This is a genomic window from Eggerthella guodeyinii (assembly GCF_009834925.2).
Lineage (GTDB): Bacteria > Actinomycetota > Coriobacteriia > Coriobacteriales > Eggerthellaceae > Eggerthella > Eggerthella guodeyinii.
In genome coordinates, this window is record NZ_CP063310.1 from 1,440,393 (window position 1) to 1,456,631 (window position 16,239).

Below are 16,239 nucleotides of genomic sequence, written 5' to 3' on the forward strand. Positions count from 1 at the left end.
AAAGCATGAAGATGCCGGCTGCGAGGCCCGCCGCGAAAACGAAGCGGGCCTCGCAGCGGTACAATCATGCGAAGTACGATCAACGAACGAGGAGCGAAACCCTATGCCTAAAGTAACCATCGTCGGAGCGGGCAACGTCGGCGCGACCGCGGCCCACATCATCGCATCGAAGAACCTGGCCGACGTCGTGCTCATCGACGTGGCCGAGGGCCTGCCCCAGGGCAAGGCGCTCGACATGATGCACATGCGCAGCGTCGAGCAGTTCACGGTCAAGGTGACCGGCACGAACGACTACGCCGACACGCGCGACTCCGACGTGGTGGTCATCACCGCCGGCATCGCCCGCAAGCCCGGCATGACGCGCGAGGACCTGCTCGGCGTGAACGCCGGCATCATGAAGTCGGTTATCGGCGCCGCCATGGAGGCGTCCCCGAACGCCGTGTTCATCTGCGTGACGAACCCCCTCGACGTCATGACCACGCTGGCGTTCCGCGAATCCGGCCTGCCGGCGAACCGCCTCATGGGCATGGGCGGCGTGCTGGACTCCTCGCGCCTCGCGTTCGCGGTGTGCGAGCAGCTGGGCTGCCCGCCGGCCGCGGTGACGGCTTGGGCCGTGGGCGCGCACGGCGAGGGCATGGTGTGCTGGCCGCGCTTCACCACGGTCGACGGCACGCCCATCACCGAGCTCATGGACGAAGCGGCGGTGGCCGGCGTGGTGCAGCGCTGCGTGAAGGGCGGCGCCGAAGTGGTGGCCTTCCTCAAGACCGGCAGCGCCTACTACGCGCCCGGCGCGTCCATCGCGAAGATGGTGGAGGCCATCCTCACCGACTCGCACGAGGTCATGAGCGTGTGCGCGCACATCGACGGCCAGTACGGCATCGAGGACCTCTACATGAACGTTCCGGTGCGCCTCGGCAAGAACGGGGTCGAGGAGGTCGTGGAATTCGACCTGAACGACGACGAGCTGGCCGCCCTGCGCGCCAGCGCCGACAGCGTCCGCGCGGGGTTGGCGAACCTGTAGGCATCCCTCATGGCGCGGCGTTCTCCGGTTCGCGAGCCTGAGGCCGCGCCAAGCGAGTGGTGAAGCGCCCGAGCAGGGCGCTTCCGTTTTTCGAGAGAGGTGTGCATGTTGATCGATATCGATGCGGGGCGGTGCATCGGGTGCGGGAAGTGCGTTCGGGACTGCGTGGGAACGAACCTGCTGGTGGAGGACGGCGTGGCGCGCGTGAAGGGACGCTGCATCCTGTGCGGGCACTGCGTGGCCGTCTGCCCGACGGAGGCGGTGTCCATCCCGAGCTACGACATGGCCGACGTGGAGCCCAGCGCGCCCGCGAGCGCGACGCTCGACGCGGCGACGCTGCTGCGCGCCATCAAGTCGCGCCGCAGCGTGCGCGATTACCGGCCGCGCCCCGTGGAGCGCGCGGCGCTCGAGCTCGTGCTGCAGGCGGGGCGCTACACGGCCACGGCCAAGAACGCCCAGGGATGCCGTTTCGTCGTGGTGCAGGACGCGCTCGACGAGTTCAAGGGCATCGTGTGGGACGGGATCGACGGCTTGCTGGCGCTGCCGCCTGCCGACAAGCCGCGCTGGGCGAAGCTGTACAAGCCGTTCAGCCGCGGCCGGTTCGCCGACGAGCCCGTCGACTTCCTCTTCCGCAACGCGCCGGCGGCGGTGTTCGTGGCCGCCGAGCGCGCCGACGACGCGGGGCTCGCCGCGCAGAACATGGAGCTGGTGGCCGCCTCGCTCGGCCTCGGCGTGCTGTACAACGGCTATCTGTGCCGCGCAGCCGAAGAGCTGCCCGCGGCGAAAGCGTTCCTCGAGGCGGAGGACAGACCGCTGCAGGTGTGCATGCTGCTGGGCTACCCGGCCGTGTCGTTCCCGCGCACGGCGCCGCGCCTGCCGGGCGACTTCGTGGTGAAATAGCCCCATGGCCATGGGGGAGGTCGGCGTCGAGCAGGTGCGTCGGTTCCGGCTGCGCGCGCATCACCTCGATCGCGCGTACGCGCTCGAGGACGCCGTGGCGCTGGCGGGCGCGTGCGGGATGCAGAACTCGCCGCCGGGCGCCTGGGAGGCGGCCCTGTTCAACCGCGCGCCGGCTTGTCGCGCAGAGGACGCCGAGCGCTTGCTGTGCGTCGAGAAGTCGCTCGTGCAGGCCTGGAGCATGCGCGGCGCGCCCCTGGTGTTCCCCGCGTCGGAGAGCGCCGCGTTCCTGTCGGCGCTCGTGCCGCGCGATGGCGAGCCGTGGATATACACGAAGGGCATCGGGCTCGCCCTCGACGCGCTGGGCCTGGGGTTCGACGAGGCGCTGGATCTGGCGATGCGCGCGATGCCGCGGCTCGACGAGGGGTCGATTACCGGCAAGGTGGCGCTCGACCAGGTGCTGGCGGACGAGGTGGAGCCCCTGCTGGGCGCCGGCAAGCGCGCGGCATGGCGCGCGCCGTCGATGTACGGCAGCCCCGACAAGCAGACGGTGGGCGGGGCGGCGATCTCGTTCCTGCTGCGTCCCTGCGCGTTCCTCGGCCTCGTTGTGTTCGGCGGGCGCGACGGCGCTGCGCCCACGTTCACCTCGTACCGGCGCTGGCTGGGACATGCGCTGGAGCCCGCCGACGATGCGGTGGAGCGTCTCGTGCGCACGTTCGCGCACTGCTACGGCCCGACGGGACCCGACGCGCTCGCGAAGCAGCTCGGCTGCTCGGGCGCGCAGGCGCGGCGCATGTGGGGAAGCATCGCGGAGGAGCTGGAGCCGGTGACGTTCGACGGCAGGCGAGCCTGGGTGCTGGCGGCCGACCGCGATGCGCTTGCGGCCGTGGAGCCGCCGGAGCGCGACCTGCTGCTGCTCGCCGCCCACGACCCGTACCTCGACCAGCGCGACCGCGCCACCCTGCAGGCCGACCCGGTCTTGCAGCGGCGCATCTGGAAGACGGTGGCGAACCCGGGCGCCGTCGTGCGCGACGGCGAGGTGGTGGGCACGTGGACGAGCAGGAAGCAGGCGCGGGGCATGACGGTCGCCTTCGCGCTGTGGGACGACTGCCCCGAAGCCGGGTTGCGCTCCCTCGCCGAAGAATACGCCGCCTTCCGAGAGCAGCCGCTGCTGGGCGTGACGTTCTGAGCGCACGTTCGCCCCAAACACACGCAAAACGGCCTCCAGGCGTGTGCTCGGGGCGAACGTGCGCCTTCGGAACGGAACGTCGAGCGCGCCCGCGCCAAGGGAAAGCATGTCCCAACGGGCGGGTCAAGCGCCCCCGCTTGCGGTATAATCTTCCGTTATGGATACGATCATCACGAAATCACAGGTCGCGGACGCGGTGTACGCGGCCATCCCGCAGCTTGCCTGCGTGCTGCCGGCCGATATCGAGGCCGGTCTCGTCGCCGCGCGCGCGGTTGAGGACAACCCGCGCGGCGCGGCCGTGCTCGACCAGCTGCTGACGAACGCGGCGATAGCCGCCGAGGACGGCGTGCCCCTGTGCCAAGACACCGGCACCGTGTGGGCGAGCCTCGAGATCGGGCCCGACGTGGCCGTGCGCGGCGACGTGTTCGCCGACGTGGACGACGCGGTGGCCCGCGCCTACGCCGAGGCGCGCCTGCGCACGTCGGTGGTGCGCGACGCCGTCTTCGACCGCGCGAACACGGGCGACAACACGCCCGCGTTCTGCGACATCCACCCCGTGGACGAGCCGGGCGCGGCGCGGCTGCACCTCATGCTGAAGGGCGGCGGCTCGGACAACGCGAGCCGCGTGGTCATGCTCGTGCCGGGCGCCGGCAAGCAGGGCATCGTGGACGAGCTCGTGCGCTGCGTGCGCGAGAAGGCCGCGAACGCCTGCCCGCCGCTCGTGGTGGGCGTCGGCATCGGCGCCACGTTCGACAAGGTGGCCGGCCTCGCGAAGCGGGCGCTCATGCGGCCCGTGGACGAGCCAGCGACCGATCCGCAGCTGCGCGCGCTCGAGGAGGAGCTGCTCGATGCCGTGAACGCCACGGGCTTGGGCCCCGGCGGCCTCGGCGGCCGCACGACGGCGCTCGCCGTGCGCGTCGCCACCGCGCCGTGCCACATCGCGGCGTTGCCGCTGGCCATCAACATGGGCTGCTCGGCCATGCGGCGGATCACGGTCGATTTGCGCGAGGGGGCGGGCTGCGGGCCATTCTCCTTAGCGACCGGCGAGTCCCCTCTGTCGGCGCGGAACGCGGCGTGCGACCGGGACGTCGCCGCCCGCGCCCAGGGGGAGGAGACGCAGGTTGATCGCATCTCCCATGAGGCCGGAGCGCGAACCCCCGCCTGCGCCCATGTTGAGGCCGAGGGGGTGCGCTATGGCGGGCGATGAACCCATCCGCTTGACGCTGCCGTTCGACCGCGCGCGGCTTGCGACGCTCGAAGCGGGCGACGCCTGCCTGCTCACCGGGCCGCTGTACACGCTGCGCGACGCGGGGCACGTGCGCCTCATGGCCGAGCTCGAGGCCGCGGGCGGAGAGCTGCCCTACGGCTTGGAGGGCCAGGCCATCTTCTACGCGGGCCCCACGCCCGCGGCCGCCGGCCGGCCGTTCGGCGCGGTGGGCCCCACCACGGCCAGCCGCATGGACTTCGCCGCGCCGGCGCTGCATCGCGCGGGCATCGCGGCAACGGTGGGGAAGGGCCGCCGCTCCGCCGAGGTGCGCGAGGCGTGCCGTGCCACGGGTTCCGTTTATTTCGTGGCATGCGGCGGGGCCGCGGCCTATCTGGCGAAGTGCGTGGCATCATCGGAGACGGTGGCGTACGACGATCTGGGAACCGAGGCGCTCCGTCGCATCGAGGTCGTGGAGTTCCCCGCGTTCGTCGGCGTCGACGTCCGAGGCTGCGACGTGTACGACCTGGTGTAAGCCCCGGCCGCTTCAGAAGAAAAGGAACGCCATACCCGTGACACAGGATTTTTCAGATACGACCGATGCCCTGCGCGGCATCTTCATCACGTTCGAAGGCGGCGAGGGAGCCGGCAAGACGACGCATATCCGCTTCCTGTCCGAGGCGCTGCGCGCGCACGGCCGCGAGGTGCTGTGCCTGCGCGAGCCCGGCGGCACCGAGGTGGGCGAGCAGCTGCGCGCCGTCGTGCTCGACCCGGCGAACGACGGCCTGTCCGACGAGGCCGAGCTGCTCATCTACGAAGCCGCCCGCGCGCAGCTGGTGGCGCAGGTCATCGCGCCCGCGCTCGAACGGGGCGCCGTGGTGCTGTGCGATCGCTTCACCGATTCGACGGTGGCCTACCAGGCCTGCGGGCGGGGCTTGCCGCGCATGTTCGTCGACCGCGTCAACGAGTTCGCCTGTCAGGGCGTGCATCCCGACCGCACCATCCTCATGACGACGGGCGGCGCGGCGAACGTGGGCCTCGTGCGCGCGACGCATCGGGGCGGTGCCGACCGCCTCGAGCAGGCGGGCGAGCAGTTCCACGCCCGCGTGAACGAGGCGTTCGTGGAGATCGCGCGCTGCGATCCCGAGCGCGTGCGCGTGGTCGTCTCCGACGGCAGCAAGTCCGCGACGGCCGCCGCGGTGTTCGCCGAGCTGGCCGACCTGTTCCCCTGGATGGCGCAGATCGCCGCCGACCCCGCCTTCTTCGAGCGCCTCGACGTGAAGCGCTCGCAGGTGGAGGCGTAACGCCGTGGCCGACGCGTTCGAGAACATCCTCGGCCAACCGCAGGTGCGCGAGTTCCTGCGCGCCACGGTCGCGCAGGACAAGGTGAGCCACGCCTACCTGTTCACCGGCCCGGCCGGGTCGAACAAGACGATGGCCGCCTACGCGTTCGCGCAGGCCGTGCTGTGCCCGAAGGGCGCCTCCGGCCCGCGCGGCGGCAACTGCGGCGCGTGCGACGCCTGCCGCCGCATCATGCGCAAGAAGCATCCCGACGTGCGCTACTTCGCGCCCGAGGGCGCGGGCGGCTACCTGGTCGAGCAGATCCGCGACATCGTGTCCGACACGTCGCTCGCGCCCATCCAGGCGCACAAGAAGGTCTACATCCTCGACCGCGTGGACCTGCTGGGCGTCCAGGCCGCCAACGCGTTCCTCAAAACGCTCGAGGAGCCGCCGTCCGACGTGGTGCTCATCCTGCTCGCGCGCACGCGCGAGAGCGTGCTGCCCACCATCCTGTCGCGCTGCCAGGTGGTGCCGTTCCGCACCATCCCGGCAAGCGAGGCGGCCGGCATCATCGTGCAGAACACGGGCGCGTCGCGCGAGCAGGCGCGCATGGCCGTCGAGGCCTGCGACGGCTCCATCACGCGCGCCGTGGAGTTCCTGAAGTCCAACGAGCGCCTGGCGTTCCGCGCCCGCGTGCTGGAAGTGCTGGGCTACCTGCGCAAAGCCGACGATTGGGACGCCATCGGGTTCGCGAGCGACTTCGTGGTGCTCGTGAAGGCGCCGCTCGACGTGGCGCGCGCCGAGCAGGAGCAGGACCTCGCCGAGAACGCGGACTTCCTCGCGAAGTCGGCCATCCGCCAGATCGAGGCGCGCAACAAGCGCCAGCTGACGGCCAAGACCTTCGAGTCGCTGCGCCAGCTGACGGCCATCGCGCGCTCGTGGCTGCGCGACGTCATGGCCGTGTGCGCCGAGACGCCCGAGCTCGTGATCAACGTGGACGCGCGCGCGTCCATCATGGAGGCGGCCGAGGCGACCGACGAGGCGCGCGCCGCCGCCGCGCTCAAGGCCGTGCGCCGCTGCGACGAGGCGATCTCGTATAATGTATCACCGGAAACGTGCATCGACGCGATGCTGTTCGAGATAAGAGAGGTGCTCTATGGTTCGCATAGCGCCGATTAACCTGTACTACAACCCCAAGACGCTCTGGTTCGACGCCGGGGATCTTGATGTGCGCGCCGGCGACGGCGTGATCGTGACCACCGCCCGCGGCACCGAGTTCGGCCGTGCGGCCCACGACGTGTTCGAGGCCGACGAAGCCCAGGTCAAGAAGCTGAAAAGCCCGCTCAAGCCCGTCAAGCGCATCGCGACGGACGAGGACGAGGCCCGTGCGGCCGACCTGGAGGCCAAGGCGCGCGAGGCCCTGCCCGTCTTCAAGGAGATGGCGTCCGAGGCGAGCGGCGACATGCACCCCGTGTCGGTGGAGTACCTGTTCGAGGGCGACAAGGCCATCTTCTACTTCGAGGCCGAGGAGCGCGTGGACTTCCGCGAGCTCGTGCGCAAGCTGGCCGCGCATTTCCACGTGCGCATCGACATGCGTCAGATCGGCGTGCGCGACGAGGCCCGCATGGTGGGCGGCCTGGGGCATTGCGGCCAGGAGCTGTGCTGCAAGCGCCTGGGCGGCGAGTTCTGCCCCGTGTCCATCCGCATGGCCAAGGAGCAGGACCTCTCGCTCAACCCGCAGAAGATCTCGGGCGTGTGCGGCCGCCTCATGTGCTGCCTGCGCTACGAGTTCGATGCGTACAAGGACTTCAAGAGCCGCGCGCCGAAGCAGAACGCCACGGTGGAGACGCCCGACGGCCCCGCGAAGGTGGTCGACCTCGACGTGCCGCGCGAGATCGTGTCGCTCAAGATCATGGGCGAGAAACCCGTGAAGGTGCCCCTGGCCGACTTCGACCCGCCCGAGGAGGGCTCGAACCGCCCGAACCGCGTGGGCGAGGAGGCGTGGCAGGACGCCACGACGCAGGACCCCATCGGGTTCGCGAGCGAGTCGGCGCTGTTCAGCACCACCACGCAGCTGACCGGGCAGGACAAGCTGGCCGATCCGGGCTCCGTGCGCCGCACGGGCCGCGGCGGGCAGAAGCAGTCGCGCAACGGCGGCGGCTCGAACGGCGGGCGCGGCGGCAACGGCAACCAGAAGAACGGCGGCGGCAGCAAGCAGCAGGCCGACGCGCAGGGACAGAGCGCGCGCAAGCCGCGCAGGAGGCGCTCGACGAAGGTCGGCGGCGAGGGCGCGGCCCCCGAGGCGGCCGAGGCGCAGAAGCGCAAGCAGAAGCAGCAGGGCGGCGGCGCGCCGAAGGGCGGCCAGGGCGGCCCGCAGCAGAAACGCCGCCAGGGGCAGGGCCAGGGCGGCAACGGCGACAACGGCAACGGCGGCGGCAAGAAGCAGCAGGGCCAGCGCCAGGGCGGCGAGGGTGCGAAGAAGCAGGGGCCGAAGGGCATGCAGCCCTCGAAGCAGCGTCCCGGCCAGAAGTCCTCGGGCCTGCGCCAGGGCCAGAAGCCCCAGCAGTCGCGCCAGGACAAGGCGCCCCGCCCCGAGCGCTCGGGCGCCCCGAGCCCCGAGGCCGATCGCACGGGAGACGGCGGGCATCGCCGCGCCCGCCGGCGCAGCCACAAGGCCGGCGGCCCGGAGGGCGCAGGCGCGCCCGGTGCGGGCGGCGCGGCGCCGAGCGGCGAATAACCGACGGATACCCGACGTTTGCGAGGAGGCTCATCGATCATGAGGATCGACTACGCGTTGTTGACGGACCTGTACCAGCTCACGATGGCGCAGGGCTATTGGGAGACCGGTCAAGGCGACACGCAGGCCTGCTTCCACATGTACTTCCGCGACTACCCGTTCAAGGGCGGCTACGCCATCGCATGCGGCATGGCGCAGCTGGCCGACCTCGTGGACGAGTTCTCGTTCTCCGAAGACGACGTGGCCTACCTCGCCTCGCTCGACGCGCCCGGCGGCGGCAAGCTGTTCAAGCCTGAATTCCTCGACTACCTGCGCAGCTTCGAGCTGCGCGTGGACATCGACGCGGTGCTCGAGGGCACCGTGGTGTTCCCGCACGAGCCGCTCGTGCGCGTGACCGGTCCCATCATGGATTGCCAGCTCATCGAGACGGCGCTTTTGAACTGCGTGAACTTCGAGACGCTCATCGCCACGAAGGCGGCGCGCGTGTGCCTGGCCGCCCAGGCGCCCGTGGCCGAGTTCGGCCTGCGCCGCGCCCAGGGCGCGGGCGGCGGCCTGTGGGCCAGCCGCGCGGCCATCGTCGGCGGCTGCGCCTCCACCTCCAACGTGCTGGCGGGCAAGCTGTTCGACCTGCCCGTGTCGGGCACGCACGCCCACTCGTGGGTCATGTCGTTCCCCGACGAGCTCACGGCGTTCCGCGCCTACGCCGAGGCGTTCCCTAAGAACTGCGTGCTGCTCGTGGACACCTACGACGTGGAGCAGGGCATCAGAAACGCCATCACCGTGGGCCTCGAGATGCGCGAGCGCGGTGAGCGCCTGAGCGGCATCCGCATCGACTCGGGCGACCTGTCGTGGCTCGCGCGCATGGCGCGCTCGATGCTGGACGAGGCCGGCCTGACCGACTGCGGCATCGTGCTGTCGAACGACCTGGACGAGTTCACCATCCAGTCCATCCGCGACGAGGGCGCGCAGGTGACCTCGTGGGGCGTGGGTACGAAGCTGGCCTGCGCCTACGACCAGCCCACGCTGGGCGGCGTGTACAAGCTGTCGGCCACGCGCGCCCCGGGCGATGCGGCGTGGACCGATCGCCTGAAGATATCCGAATCGGCCGCCAAGCTGACCACGCCCGGCGTGCTGGACGTGCGCCGTTACTTCTACTGCGGCAGCGGGCGCTTGGCCGGCGACATGGTGTTCGACGTGAACGCGCCGGGCGACGGCAAGCGCGAGGTCATCGTGGACCCTTCCGACGACCTGCGGCAGAAGAACCTCGCGGGGCTGTGCTCCGAGACGCTGCTCAAGCCCCTCGCGCGCGAGGGGCGCACGGTGCTCGACGCGTCCGAGCGCGACGCGTGGGCCGCCCGCGAGCGCGCGCAGGCGGGGCTCGCCACCCTCGACGAGAGCCAGAAGCGCATGCTGAACGCGCACACCTACCCGGTGGGCCTCGAATATGGTCTTTTTGAGCGTCGCCGCGATCTGGTTGTGAAGCTGCGGGGCATCGCGTAGGGTACGAGGATACGCGATTTGTTCGAGGGCGCATGCGCCCCATGTCAAGGAAGGATGTCATGATCAAGATACTTACGGATTCGGTCGCTTCCATTCCGGCCGACGTGGCGCGCGAGGCCGGCATCGACGTGGTCACCCTGTTCGTGAACCGCGAGGGGACCGAGTACGCCGATGCGGACATGGACCTCGATGCGTTCTACGCCGACATCTACGACATGGTGGACGACATCCCCACGTCCAGCCAGCCGTCCCAGCTCGTGCTGGAGAGCCTGTTCGAAGAGGCGGCGCGCGCGGGCGACGAGGTGCTGGGCATCTTCATCTCCTCGGAGCTGTCGGGAACCTACGAGGGCGCCGTGCGCGCCGCCCGCGCCGTGAAGGCGCGCAACATCGACTTCACCTACGTCATCGTGGACTCCACGTCGTGCGGCTACGACGAGGCGTGGCCGGTGTTCGACGCCGTGGCCGCGCGCGACGCGGGCGAGGACCTCGCCGGCTGCGCCGCAGCCGCCCTCCAGGGCATCGCGTCCACCCGCTTCCTGTTCACGCCCGAGACGCTCACGTTCCTGCAGCGGGGCGGGCGCATCGGCAACGCGGCCGCGCTGCTGGGCAACCTCATCCAGCTGTCGCCCGTGCTCACGGTGAGCGACGGCAAGGCCACGACGTTCGCGAAGGTGCGCACGCGCAAGAAGGCGCTCGACAAGATCGTGGCCACGTTCAAAAGCGACATCGAGCAGCACGGCCTCAAGCACGTCGTGGTGCACTACATCGGCGACAAGACGCCGGCCATCGAATGGGCGCGCGAGGTCGTCGAGCCGCTCATCGGGCGCTCGGTGAGCGTGCTGCCGGTGAGCCCCGTCATCGGCCTGCACGTGGGGCCGGCGGTGGGCATCGCCTACGAGTGCGCCAACGCCCTCGCGGGCAAGCTCTCCGGCCCGGCCCAGGCGCGCGCCTGCGCGTCCTAGCCGTCCGCGCCCATCGTCAGACACCGTTTGCAAACCGCTCAGAAAGCGAGAACCGTTATGCAGCATCAGTGCAACCTCATCATCGATTCGTGCTGCGACCTGCCGTACGAGGTCGTTGATCGGGAAGGCGTCGAGCTCATCAAGTTCCCCTACGTCATGAGCGACGGGGAGCACGTCGACGACCTGTACCAAGCGTCGACGGCGCACGATTTCTACCAGGCGATGCGCAACGGCGAGGAGCCCACCACGGCGCAGGTGCCCGTGCCCGTGTTCCGCGACGCGTTCGAGCGCGCCATCGAAAGCGGCGTGCCCACCGTGTTCCTGAGCTTCTCGAGCGGGCTGTCGGGCAGCTTCGACGCGGCCGCGCTCGTGTACGACCAGCTGATGGCCGAGCATCCCGACGCCGAGCTGTACCTCGTGGACACGTGCCTGGCCTCGGTGGCCGAGGCGCTGCTGGTGTACGAGGCGCTGCGCCAGCGCGACAACGGCATGACGGCGCTCGAGCTGGCGCGCTGGGCCGAGGAGGCGCGCTACTTCGTGGACGCCGAGTTCATGGTGGACGACCTCGAGGCGCTGCGACGCGGCGGCCGCATCCCCAGCTCGGTGGCGTACGCGGGTTCCAAGCTGGACGTGAAGCCGCTGCTGACCATCACCACCGACGGCAAGCTGTCGCTGGCGGGCGTGGCGCGCGGGCGCAAGAAGGGCATCAAGCAGCTGGCCGACTACTACAACAAGCGCAAGGCCGACTCGCGGCCGGGCCGCTGCGTGGTCATCGGCAACGCCGACTGCCCGAAGGACGCCGCGCGCCTGCAGGAGGCGCTCGGCAAGACCGACGACAGCATCCTGTTCTTGGAGAGCAGCATCGGGCCGGTCATCGGAAGCCACGTGGGGCCGGACATGATCGCGGTGGTGTTCTGGGGCAACGACAAGCGCGAGGAGCTGTCGGTTGCCGACCGCATCGCGAAGAAGGTCAAGGGCGGCGAATAGCCCGCACGCGCGCGACGCGCGCCCTGTGCAACGCACGCTACTCAGACGCATCGGGAAAGGTGCTTAGATGGAACTTTCGTTCGTATACTCGGGCAACGAGACGGTGGGCGCCATGGTGACGGCCCGCCTCGAGGCCGCCGGTTGCACGCGCACCGAGGACCTCGCGCATGCCGAGGCCATCATCACGTTCTGCACGTCGCAGACGGCGCTCGAGGACGCGTACTTCGACGAGGAGGGGCTCGTGCAGGCGGCGGGGAAGGGCGCGCTGCTCATCGACCTGTCGGCATCGACGCCGAGCTTCGCGCGCGAGCTGAACGCCGTGGCCGTGGTGAGCGACCTCATGTCGGTGGAAGCGCCGCTCGTGGTCGTCGACATGGCGCGCGCGGACGCGTTCGGCGACCGCGACAACCTCGTGTGCTTCGTCGGCGGCGACGAGGAGGCCGTGGACGAGGCGCGCCCCGTGCTCGAGGCGATCGCCGGCACGGTGCAGGAAACGGGCGGGGCGGGCTCGGCGCAGCTCGCGCGCGCCGCGTACACGCTGCAGACCACGGCGCAGGTGATCTCGGCCGTGGAGGCCGATGCGCTGTACCGCGCCGTACGCCGCTCGTCGGCGTCGCTCGACCAGGCCGTGGAGCGCGTGGGCGCCGCGACGCCCGTCGCCGAGCAGGTGCTGGCCGCGGTGAACACGGGCCGCTTCGACGGCACGTACACGGTGGAGATGTTCATGGCCGAGCTGTCCGCCGCGCTGACGGCCGCCGACGACGTGGACCTCATCCTGCCGCAGGCCGAGGCGTGCCTGCACCTCCTGGAGCTGCTGGCCGTCATCGGCGGCGCCGACAAGGCGCCCGCGGCGCTGGCGCTCGTGTACGGAGAGGAGAAGGCGTGCGCCGAGCAGGGCCTCGACTGGACCCGCGCCGAGCAGGCCTACGGCGACGCGTCCGAGGACTTCGACGACCTCGACGACGGCTGCGGGCACGACCACGACCACGGGCACGACCACGGCTCCTACCCCGACTACCCCGGCTACGGCGCGTACTCGGCCAACTAGCGCCATGGGGTGCGACCTCTGCCCGCGTTCGTGCGGGGCCGACCGCGCGGCGGGGGAGCGCGGCGCGTGCGGGGCGGACGGCCGCCTCGTGGTGGCGCGCGCGGCGCTGCACTTCTGGGAGGAGCCTCCCGTCAGCGGCGCGCGCGGCAGCGGCACGGTGTTCTTCGCGCACTGCCCGCTCAGGTGCGCGTACTGCCAGAACGCGGTGATCGCCGCGGGGGAGGCGGGCGAGGCGGTGAGCGTCGAGCGGTTGGGCGCGATGTGCCTCGAGCTGCAGGAGCAGGGCGCCCTCAACGTCAACTTCGTCACGCCGACGCACTACGCGCCCGAGGCGCGCGCGGCCGTGGCATGGGCGCGCGCCCGCGGGCTCGCGCTGCCCGTCGTGTGGAACACGTCGGGATACGAGACGGTCGCCGCCGTGCGGGCGAACGCGGGCGTCGTGGACGCGTACCTCACGGACTTCAAGTACGCCGACGCCGCGCTGGCGCGCCGCTATTCGCAGGCGCCCGACTACCCCGCGGCGGCGCTCGCGGCGCTCGAGGCGATGGTGGAGGAGGCGGGCGCGCCGGCGTTCAACGAGGTGGACGGCGCGCCGCGCCTGACGGGCGGCGTCATCGTGCGCCATCTCATGCTGCCGGGCGCGCTCGAGGACTCGAAGCGCGTCGTGCGCCTCGTGCACGAGCGCTTCGGCGACGCGGTGCTGCTGTCGCTCATGAACCAGTACACGCCCGTGCTCGCCGATGCCGCAGCCGCGGGCGACGCTCACGCGGCCGCGACGCTGCGGCGCTGCCCCGAGCTCGCCGGGCGCGTTTCCGACGAGGAGTACGAGCGCCTGCTGGACTACGCCGACGAGCTGGGCGTGGAGGACTACTTCTGGCAGCAGGGCGGCGCCGCCGAGGACAGCTTCATCCCCCCGTTCGACCTGACCGGCGTCCGAGGGCCGGCGGGGGCGCGGAGGAGCTGACGCCGCGAGGCGCAGAGCTACCGCGGGGAGATTTCGGTGCCGGGGAGGTCTTCCTGCATCTCGGTGAGGTTCTTCCAGAAGCGCTTGGGCATGAACTGGCGGCGCAGCTCGGGGTTGTAACGGGCCTCGACGGCCACGGTGTCGTAGAAGCGCTTCCACGCCTGCTGCATGAGGCGCTCCTCGGACGCGCGGTCGGGCAGGTCGACGTGCTCCGTCTCCACGAGGTACCAGTCGCGGCCCTCGTACACGCCGGCGACGTTGTGCGCCTCGTCGAAGATGATGAACGGCTGCGTGTTGAAGCGCCCGCTGAACCAGTCCATGAGCAGCGGGATGACCGAGGCCGCGGGGTTGCAGCGCGCGAACCAGACGCCGTTCTCCAGATGCTCGAAGCGGAGGAACTGCAGCATGCGGTGGCGCTCGTTCAGGACGGAGCGCTCGAGGCGATGGAGCGGCTGGACGGCGGGATGCGCGAGATCGTTCAGCACGCGGCGGCGCGCGCGTCCCGGGCGGTTCTGCGCCATCGCGTAGCGGATGAAGCGGTAGACGACGGTGCCGGCGTCGGGCTGGTCGCTGAGCGAGGCGTGCTTGACGGCGTCGTAGACGGCATCGCCGCAGCGGCTCCTCAGGCCGCGCCGCACGCGCACGGCGCGCTCCTCGTCCGTCTCGACGATGCGCACGGTCTGGCCGAGGCGCGGCTGCAGCACGGAGGCGGGCGCGACGTCCTGCGGGTCCTCGCGGCGCGCGTACGCCTCGAACACGGCCGACAGCAGCCCCTCGAGCGTGCCGTCGTAGCCGTACGCGACGTCGACGAGGGGTTCTTCCGAGACGAACGGGGGATCGTCGGCGGCGGTCGCGCGGCTCATGCGCACACGGCTTCCGGCATCTCGAGGGCGCGCTGCCATCCGTACGTCCCGTCGGCCGCCGGCGCGGCGGCGGGCCCCGCCTCGAGCGCCCGCTGCCCCGCGCCGGCGGCGATGCGCGCCTTCTCGGGCGTTTCGACGCTCTCGAACAGGCTCATCTGCCCCGGCGTGGTCTTGTCGGCGCGACGGCCGTGGTTGCCGCCCTTGATGGGCGCGGCCAGCTGCGCGCGCAGCCCCTCGCGGGAGAAGTCGACGCCCTGGCCCGCGTAGCCGCCGCTGCACGTGATGAAGAAGCGGGCGCGCTTGTAGGCGATGCCCAGACGGCGCAGCTCCGGCTCGCGCAAGCACGCGGTGCGTCGCGCGCGCACGATGAGGTTCGCGCCGCGCACGCCGATGCCGGGCACGCGCAGCAGCGCCTCGAGCGGGGCCGTGTTCACCTCCACCGGGAAGAAGTCGAGGTGGTTGATGGCCCAGTTCGCCTTCGGGTCGAGGTCGGGGTCGAGGAACGGGTTGTCCTCGTCGATGATCTCGGTCACGTCGAAGCGGTAGAAGCGCAGCAGCCAGTCGGCCTGGTAGAGCCGGTGCTCGCGGTTGAGCTGGATGGCGTCGGTGCCGGGCAGGCGCTTGTCGTCGTTCACGGGCGTGTAGGCGCTGAAGAACACGCGTTTGAGCGACAGCGTGCGGTACAGCGCCGCCGACAGGTTGAGGATCTGGAAGTCGCTCTCGGGCGAGGCTCCCACGATCATCTGCGTGGACTGGCCGGCGGGCACGAAGGCCCGCTCCTTCTTCTTGGGGCGAACCTGCTTCATGTAGGTGGTCTGCTTGCGCACGAGCGCGCGGGTGTCCTTATCCACGGCGATGTTGTCGCGGATCTGGCGCATGGGCGCGATGATGCGCTGCTTGTCCTTCTCGGGCGCGAGCAGCTGCAGGCTCTTCTGGGAGGGCAGCTCCATGTTCACGCTCATGCGGTCGGCCAGATGGCCCAGCTGCTGCACGAGCTCGGGCGAGGTGCCGGGCACCGCCTTCGCGTGGACGTAGCCGCGGAAGCCGTGCTCCTCGCGCAGGATGGAGAGCGTCTGGATCATGAGCTCGGTGGTGTAGTCGGGGTTGCGGATGACGCCCGAGCTGAGGAACAGGCCCTCGATGTAGTTGCGGCGGTAGAACGCGATGGTGAGGTCGGCCAGCTCGCGCGGCTTGAACGCGGCGCGCGGCACCTCGTTCGACACGCGGTTCACGCAGTAGGCGCAGTCGTACACGCAGACGTTCGTCATGAGCACCTTGAGCAGCGTGATGCAGCGCCCGTCGGCCGCGAAGCTGTGGCAGCATCCGGCGGCTAGCGTGTTGCCCAGCTTGCCCTTCTGCGCGTCGCGGTCGATGCCCGACGACGTGCACGCCACGTCGTATTTCGCGGCATCGGCGAGGATTTCGAGCTTGCCAACGAGGTCCATTCGTTCATCCGTTCGTCAGATCAAATGTTCGCGAGAATGTATGTTCGTATACTACGCAAACGAGTGTTCGAAGTCAAGGGAAAACCGCGGGGAGGACCTGCCGTGCGCCGCCCTCCGTTCCTCAAAATGTGGTTGAATCGC

At 70.6% G+C, this 16,239-nt stretch carries 15 protein-coding genes; 13 read left to right on the plus strand and 2 right to left on the minus strand.

What is annotated here, in order from left to right; translation table 11 throughout:
• Nucleotides 1–103 precede the first annotated feature (103 nt).
• From mdh to GS424_RS05890, 13 genes are all read left to right on the plus strand, one after another.
• On the plus strand, nt 104–1,021 hold the full coding sequence (gene mdh, locus GS424_RS05830; protein WP_160943016.1) for a malate dehydrogenase: 918 nt from the start codon (nt 104–106) through the stop codon (nt 1,019–1,021).
• A 105-nt stretch (nt 1,022–1,126) separates the two neighbouring features.
• Nucleotides 1,127–1,921: a nitroreductase family protein gene (locus GS424_RS05835; protein WP_160943015.1), complete on the plus strand. Its 795-nt coding sequence runs from the start codon at nt 1,127–1,129 to the stop codon at nt 1,919–1,921.
• A gap of 4 nt (nt 1,922–1,925) precedes the next feature.
• Nucleotides 1,926–3,107, plus strand: coding sequence for a winged helix DNA-binding domain-containing protein (locus tag GS424_RS05840; protein ID WP_244977685.1), 1,182 nt, complete (start codon nt 1,926–1,928; stop codon nt 3,105–3,107).
• Between the two features lie 157 nt (nt 3,108–3,264).
• Entirely contained in the window at nt 3,265–4,314 is a 1,050-nt protein-coding gene (locus GS424_RS05845; protein ID WP_244977686.1) for a fumarate hydratase, read from the plus strand.
• Nucleotides 4,301–4,846, plus strand: a complete 546-nt coding sequence (locus GS424_RS05850) for a fumarate hydratase C-terminal domain-containing protein (RefSeq protein WP_160943014.1) — start codon at nt 4,301–4,303, stop codon at nt 4,844–4,846. Before GS424_RS05845 ends, GS424_RS05850 begins: the two co-directional genes overlap by 14 nt.
• A 37-nt stretch (nt 4,847–4,883) precedes the next feature.
• Nucleotides 4,884–5,615, plus strand: a complete 732-nt coding sequence (tmk, locus tag GS424_RS05855) for a dTMP kinase (RefSeq protein WP_160943013.1) — start codon at nt 4,884–4,886, stop codon at nt 5,613–5,615.
• 4 nt (nt 5,616–5,619) lie between these two features.
• Complete coding sequence (gene holB / locus GS424_RS05860) at nt 5,620–6,771, plus strand: DNA polymerase III subunit delta' (RefSeq protein ID WP_160943012.1); 1,152 nt, start codon at nt 5,620–5,622, stop codon at nt 6,769–6,771.
• Nucleotides 6,749–8,329, plus strand: coding sequence for a PSP1 domain-containing protein (locus GS424_RS05865; protein WP_160943011.1), 1,581 nt, complete (start codon nt 6,749–6,751; stop codon nt 8,327–8,329). Before holB ends, GS424_RS05865 begins: the two co-directional genes overlap by 23 nt.
• Before the next feature lie 39 nt (nt 8,330–8,368).
• Nucleotides 8,369–9,829: a nicotinate phosphoribosyltransferase gene (locus tag GS424_RS05870; RefSeq protein WP_160943010.1), complete on the plus strand. Its 1,461-nt coding sequence runs from the start codon at nt 8,369–8,371 to the stop codon at nt 9,827–9,829.
• A 59-nt stretch (nt 9,830–9,888) separates the two neighbouring features.
• Nucleotides 9,889–10,791, plus strand: a complete 903-nt coding sequence (locus GS424_RS05875; RefSeq protein ID WP_160943009.1) for a DegV family protein — start codon at nt 9,889–9,891, stop codon at nt 10,789–10,791.
• A gap of 57 nt (nt 10,792–10,848) precedes the next feature.
• The gene (locus GS424_RS05880) at nt 10,849–11,778 is read left to right on the plus strand and encodes a DegV family protein (RefSeq protein ID WP_160943008.1); all 930 of its coding nucleotides are present in this window, start codon (nt 10,849–10,851) and stop codon (nt 11,776–11,778) included.
• A gap of 67 nt (nt 11,779–11,845) precedes the next feature.
• Nucleotides 11,846–12,826 (plus strand): NAD(P)-binding domain-containing protein, encoded by a 981-nt coding sequence (locus GS424_RS05885; RefSeq protein WP_160943007.1) that lies wholly within the window; start codon nt 11,846–11,848, stop codon nt 12,824–12,826.
• Nucleotides 12,827–12,830: 4 nt separating this feature from the next.
• Nucleotides 12,831–13,790 carry a radical SAM protein gene (locus GS424_RS05890; protein ID WP_160943006.1) on the plus strand — a complete coding sequence of 320 codons (960 nt, stop codon included), beginning with the start codon at nt 12,831–12,833 and terminating at the stop codon, nt 13,788–13,790.
• 17 nt (nt 13,791–13,807) lie between these two features.
• Here the strand turns inward: GS424_RS05890 and GS424_RS05895 are convergent, their stop codons facing one another.
• A complete protein-coding gene (locus tag GS424_RS05895) occupies nt 13,808–14,653 on the minus strand; it encodes a TIGR03915 family putative DNA repair protein (RefSeq protein ID WP_160943005.1) in 846 nt (281 codons plus the stop codon).
• Nucleotides 14,650–16,098, minus strand: a complete 1,449-nt coding sequence (locus GS424_RS05900; RefSeq protein ID WP_160943004.1) for a putative DNA modification/repair radical SAM protein — start codon at nt 16,096–16,098, stop codon at nt 14,650–14,652. Before GS424_RS05900 ends, GS424_RS05895 begins: the two co-directional genes overlap by 4 nt.
• Nucleotides 16,099–16,239: the final 141 nt, after the last annotated feature.

What these genes read in the sequence shown, in the direction of transcription:
- GS424_RS05850 (WP_160943014.1), top strand. Translation starts at nt 4,301, where the DNA reads ATGGCGGGCGATGAACCCATCCGCTTGACGCTGCCGTTCGACCGCGCG.
- GS424_RS05835 (WP_160943015.1), top strand. Translation starts at nt 1,127, where the DNA reads ATGTTGATCGATATCGATGCGGGGCGGTGCATCGGGTGCGGGAAGTGC.
- GS424_RS05865 (WP_160943011.1), top strand. Translation starts at nt 6,749, where the DNA reads ATGGTTCGCATAGCGCCGATTAACCTGTACTACAACCCCAAGACGCTC.
- GS424_RS05880 (WP_160943008.1), top strand. Translation starts at nt 10,849, where the DNA reads ATGCAGCATCAGTGCAACCTCATCATCGATTCGTGCTGCGACCTGCCG.
- mdh (WP_160943016.1), top strand. Translation starts at nt 104, where the DNA reads ATGCCTAAAGTAACCATCGTCGGAGCGGGCAACGTCGGCGCGACCGCG.
- GS424_RS05845 (WP_244977686.1), top strand. Translation starts at nt 3,265, where the DNA reads ATGGATACGATCATCACGAAATCACAGGTCGCGGACGCGGTGTACGCG.
- GS424_RS05875 (WP_160943009.1), top strand. Translation starts at nt 9,889, where the DNA reads ATGATCAAGATACTTACGGATTCGGTCGCTTCCATTCCGGCCGACGTG.
- GS424_RS05885 (WP_160943007.1), top strand. Translation starts at nt 11,846, where the DNA reads ATGGAACTTTCGTTCGTATACTCGGGCAACGAGACGGTGGGCGCCATG.
- GS424_RS05895 (WP_160943005.1), bottom strand. Translation starts at nt 14,653, where the DNA reads ATGAGCCGCGCGACCGCCGCCGACGATCCCCCGTTCGTCTCGGAAGAA.
- GS424_RS05870 (WP_160943010.1), top strand. Translation starts at nt 8,369, where the DNA reads ATGAGGATCGACTACGCGTTGTTGACGGACCTGTACCAGCTCACGATG.
- GS424_RS05890 (WP_160943006.1), top strand. Translation starts at nt 12,831, where the DNA reads ATGGGGTGCGACCTCTGCCCGCGTTCGTGCGGGGCCGACCGCGCGGCG.
- GS424_RS05840 (WP_244977685.1), top strand. Translation starts at nt 1,926, where the DNA reads ATGGCCATGGGGGAGGTCGGCGTCGAGCAGGTGCGTCGGTTCCGGCTG.
- GS424_RS05900 (WP_160943004.1), bottom strand. Translation starts at nt 16,098, where the DNA reads ATGGACCTCGTTGGCAAGCTCGAAATCCTCGCCGATGCCGCGAAATAC.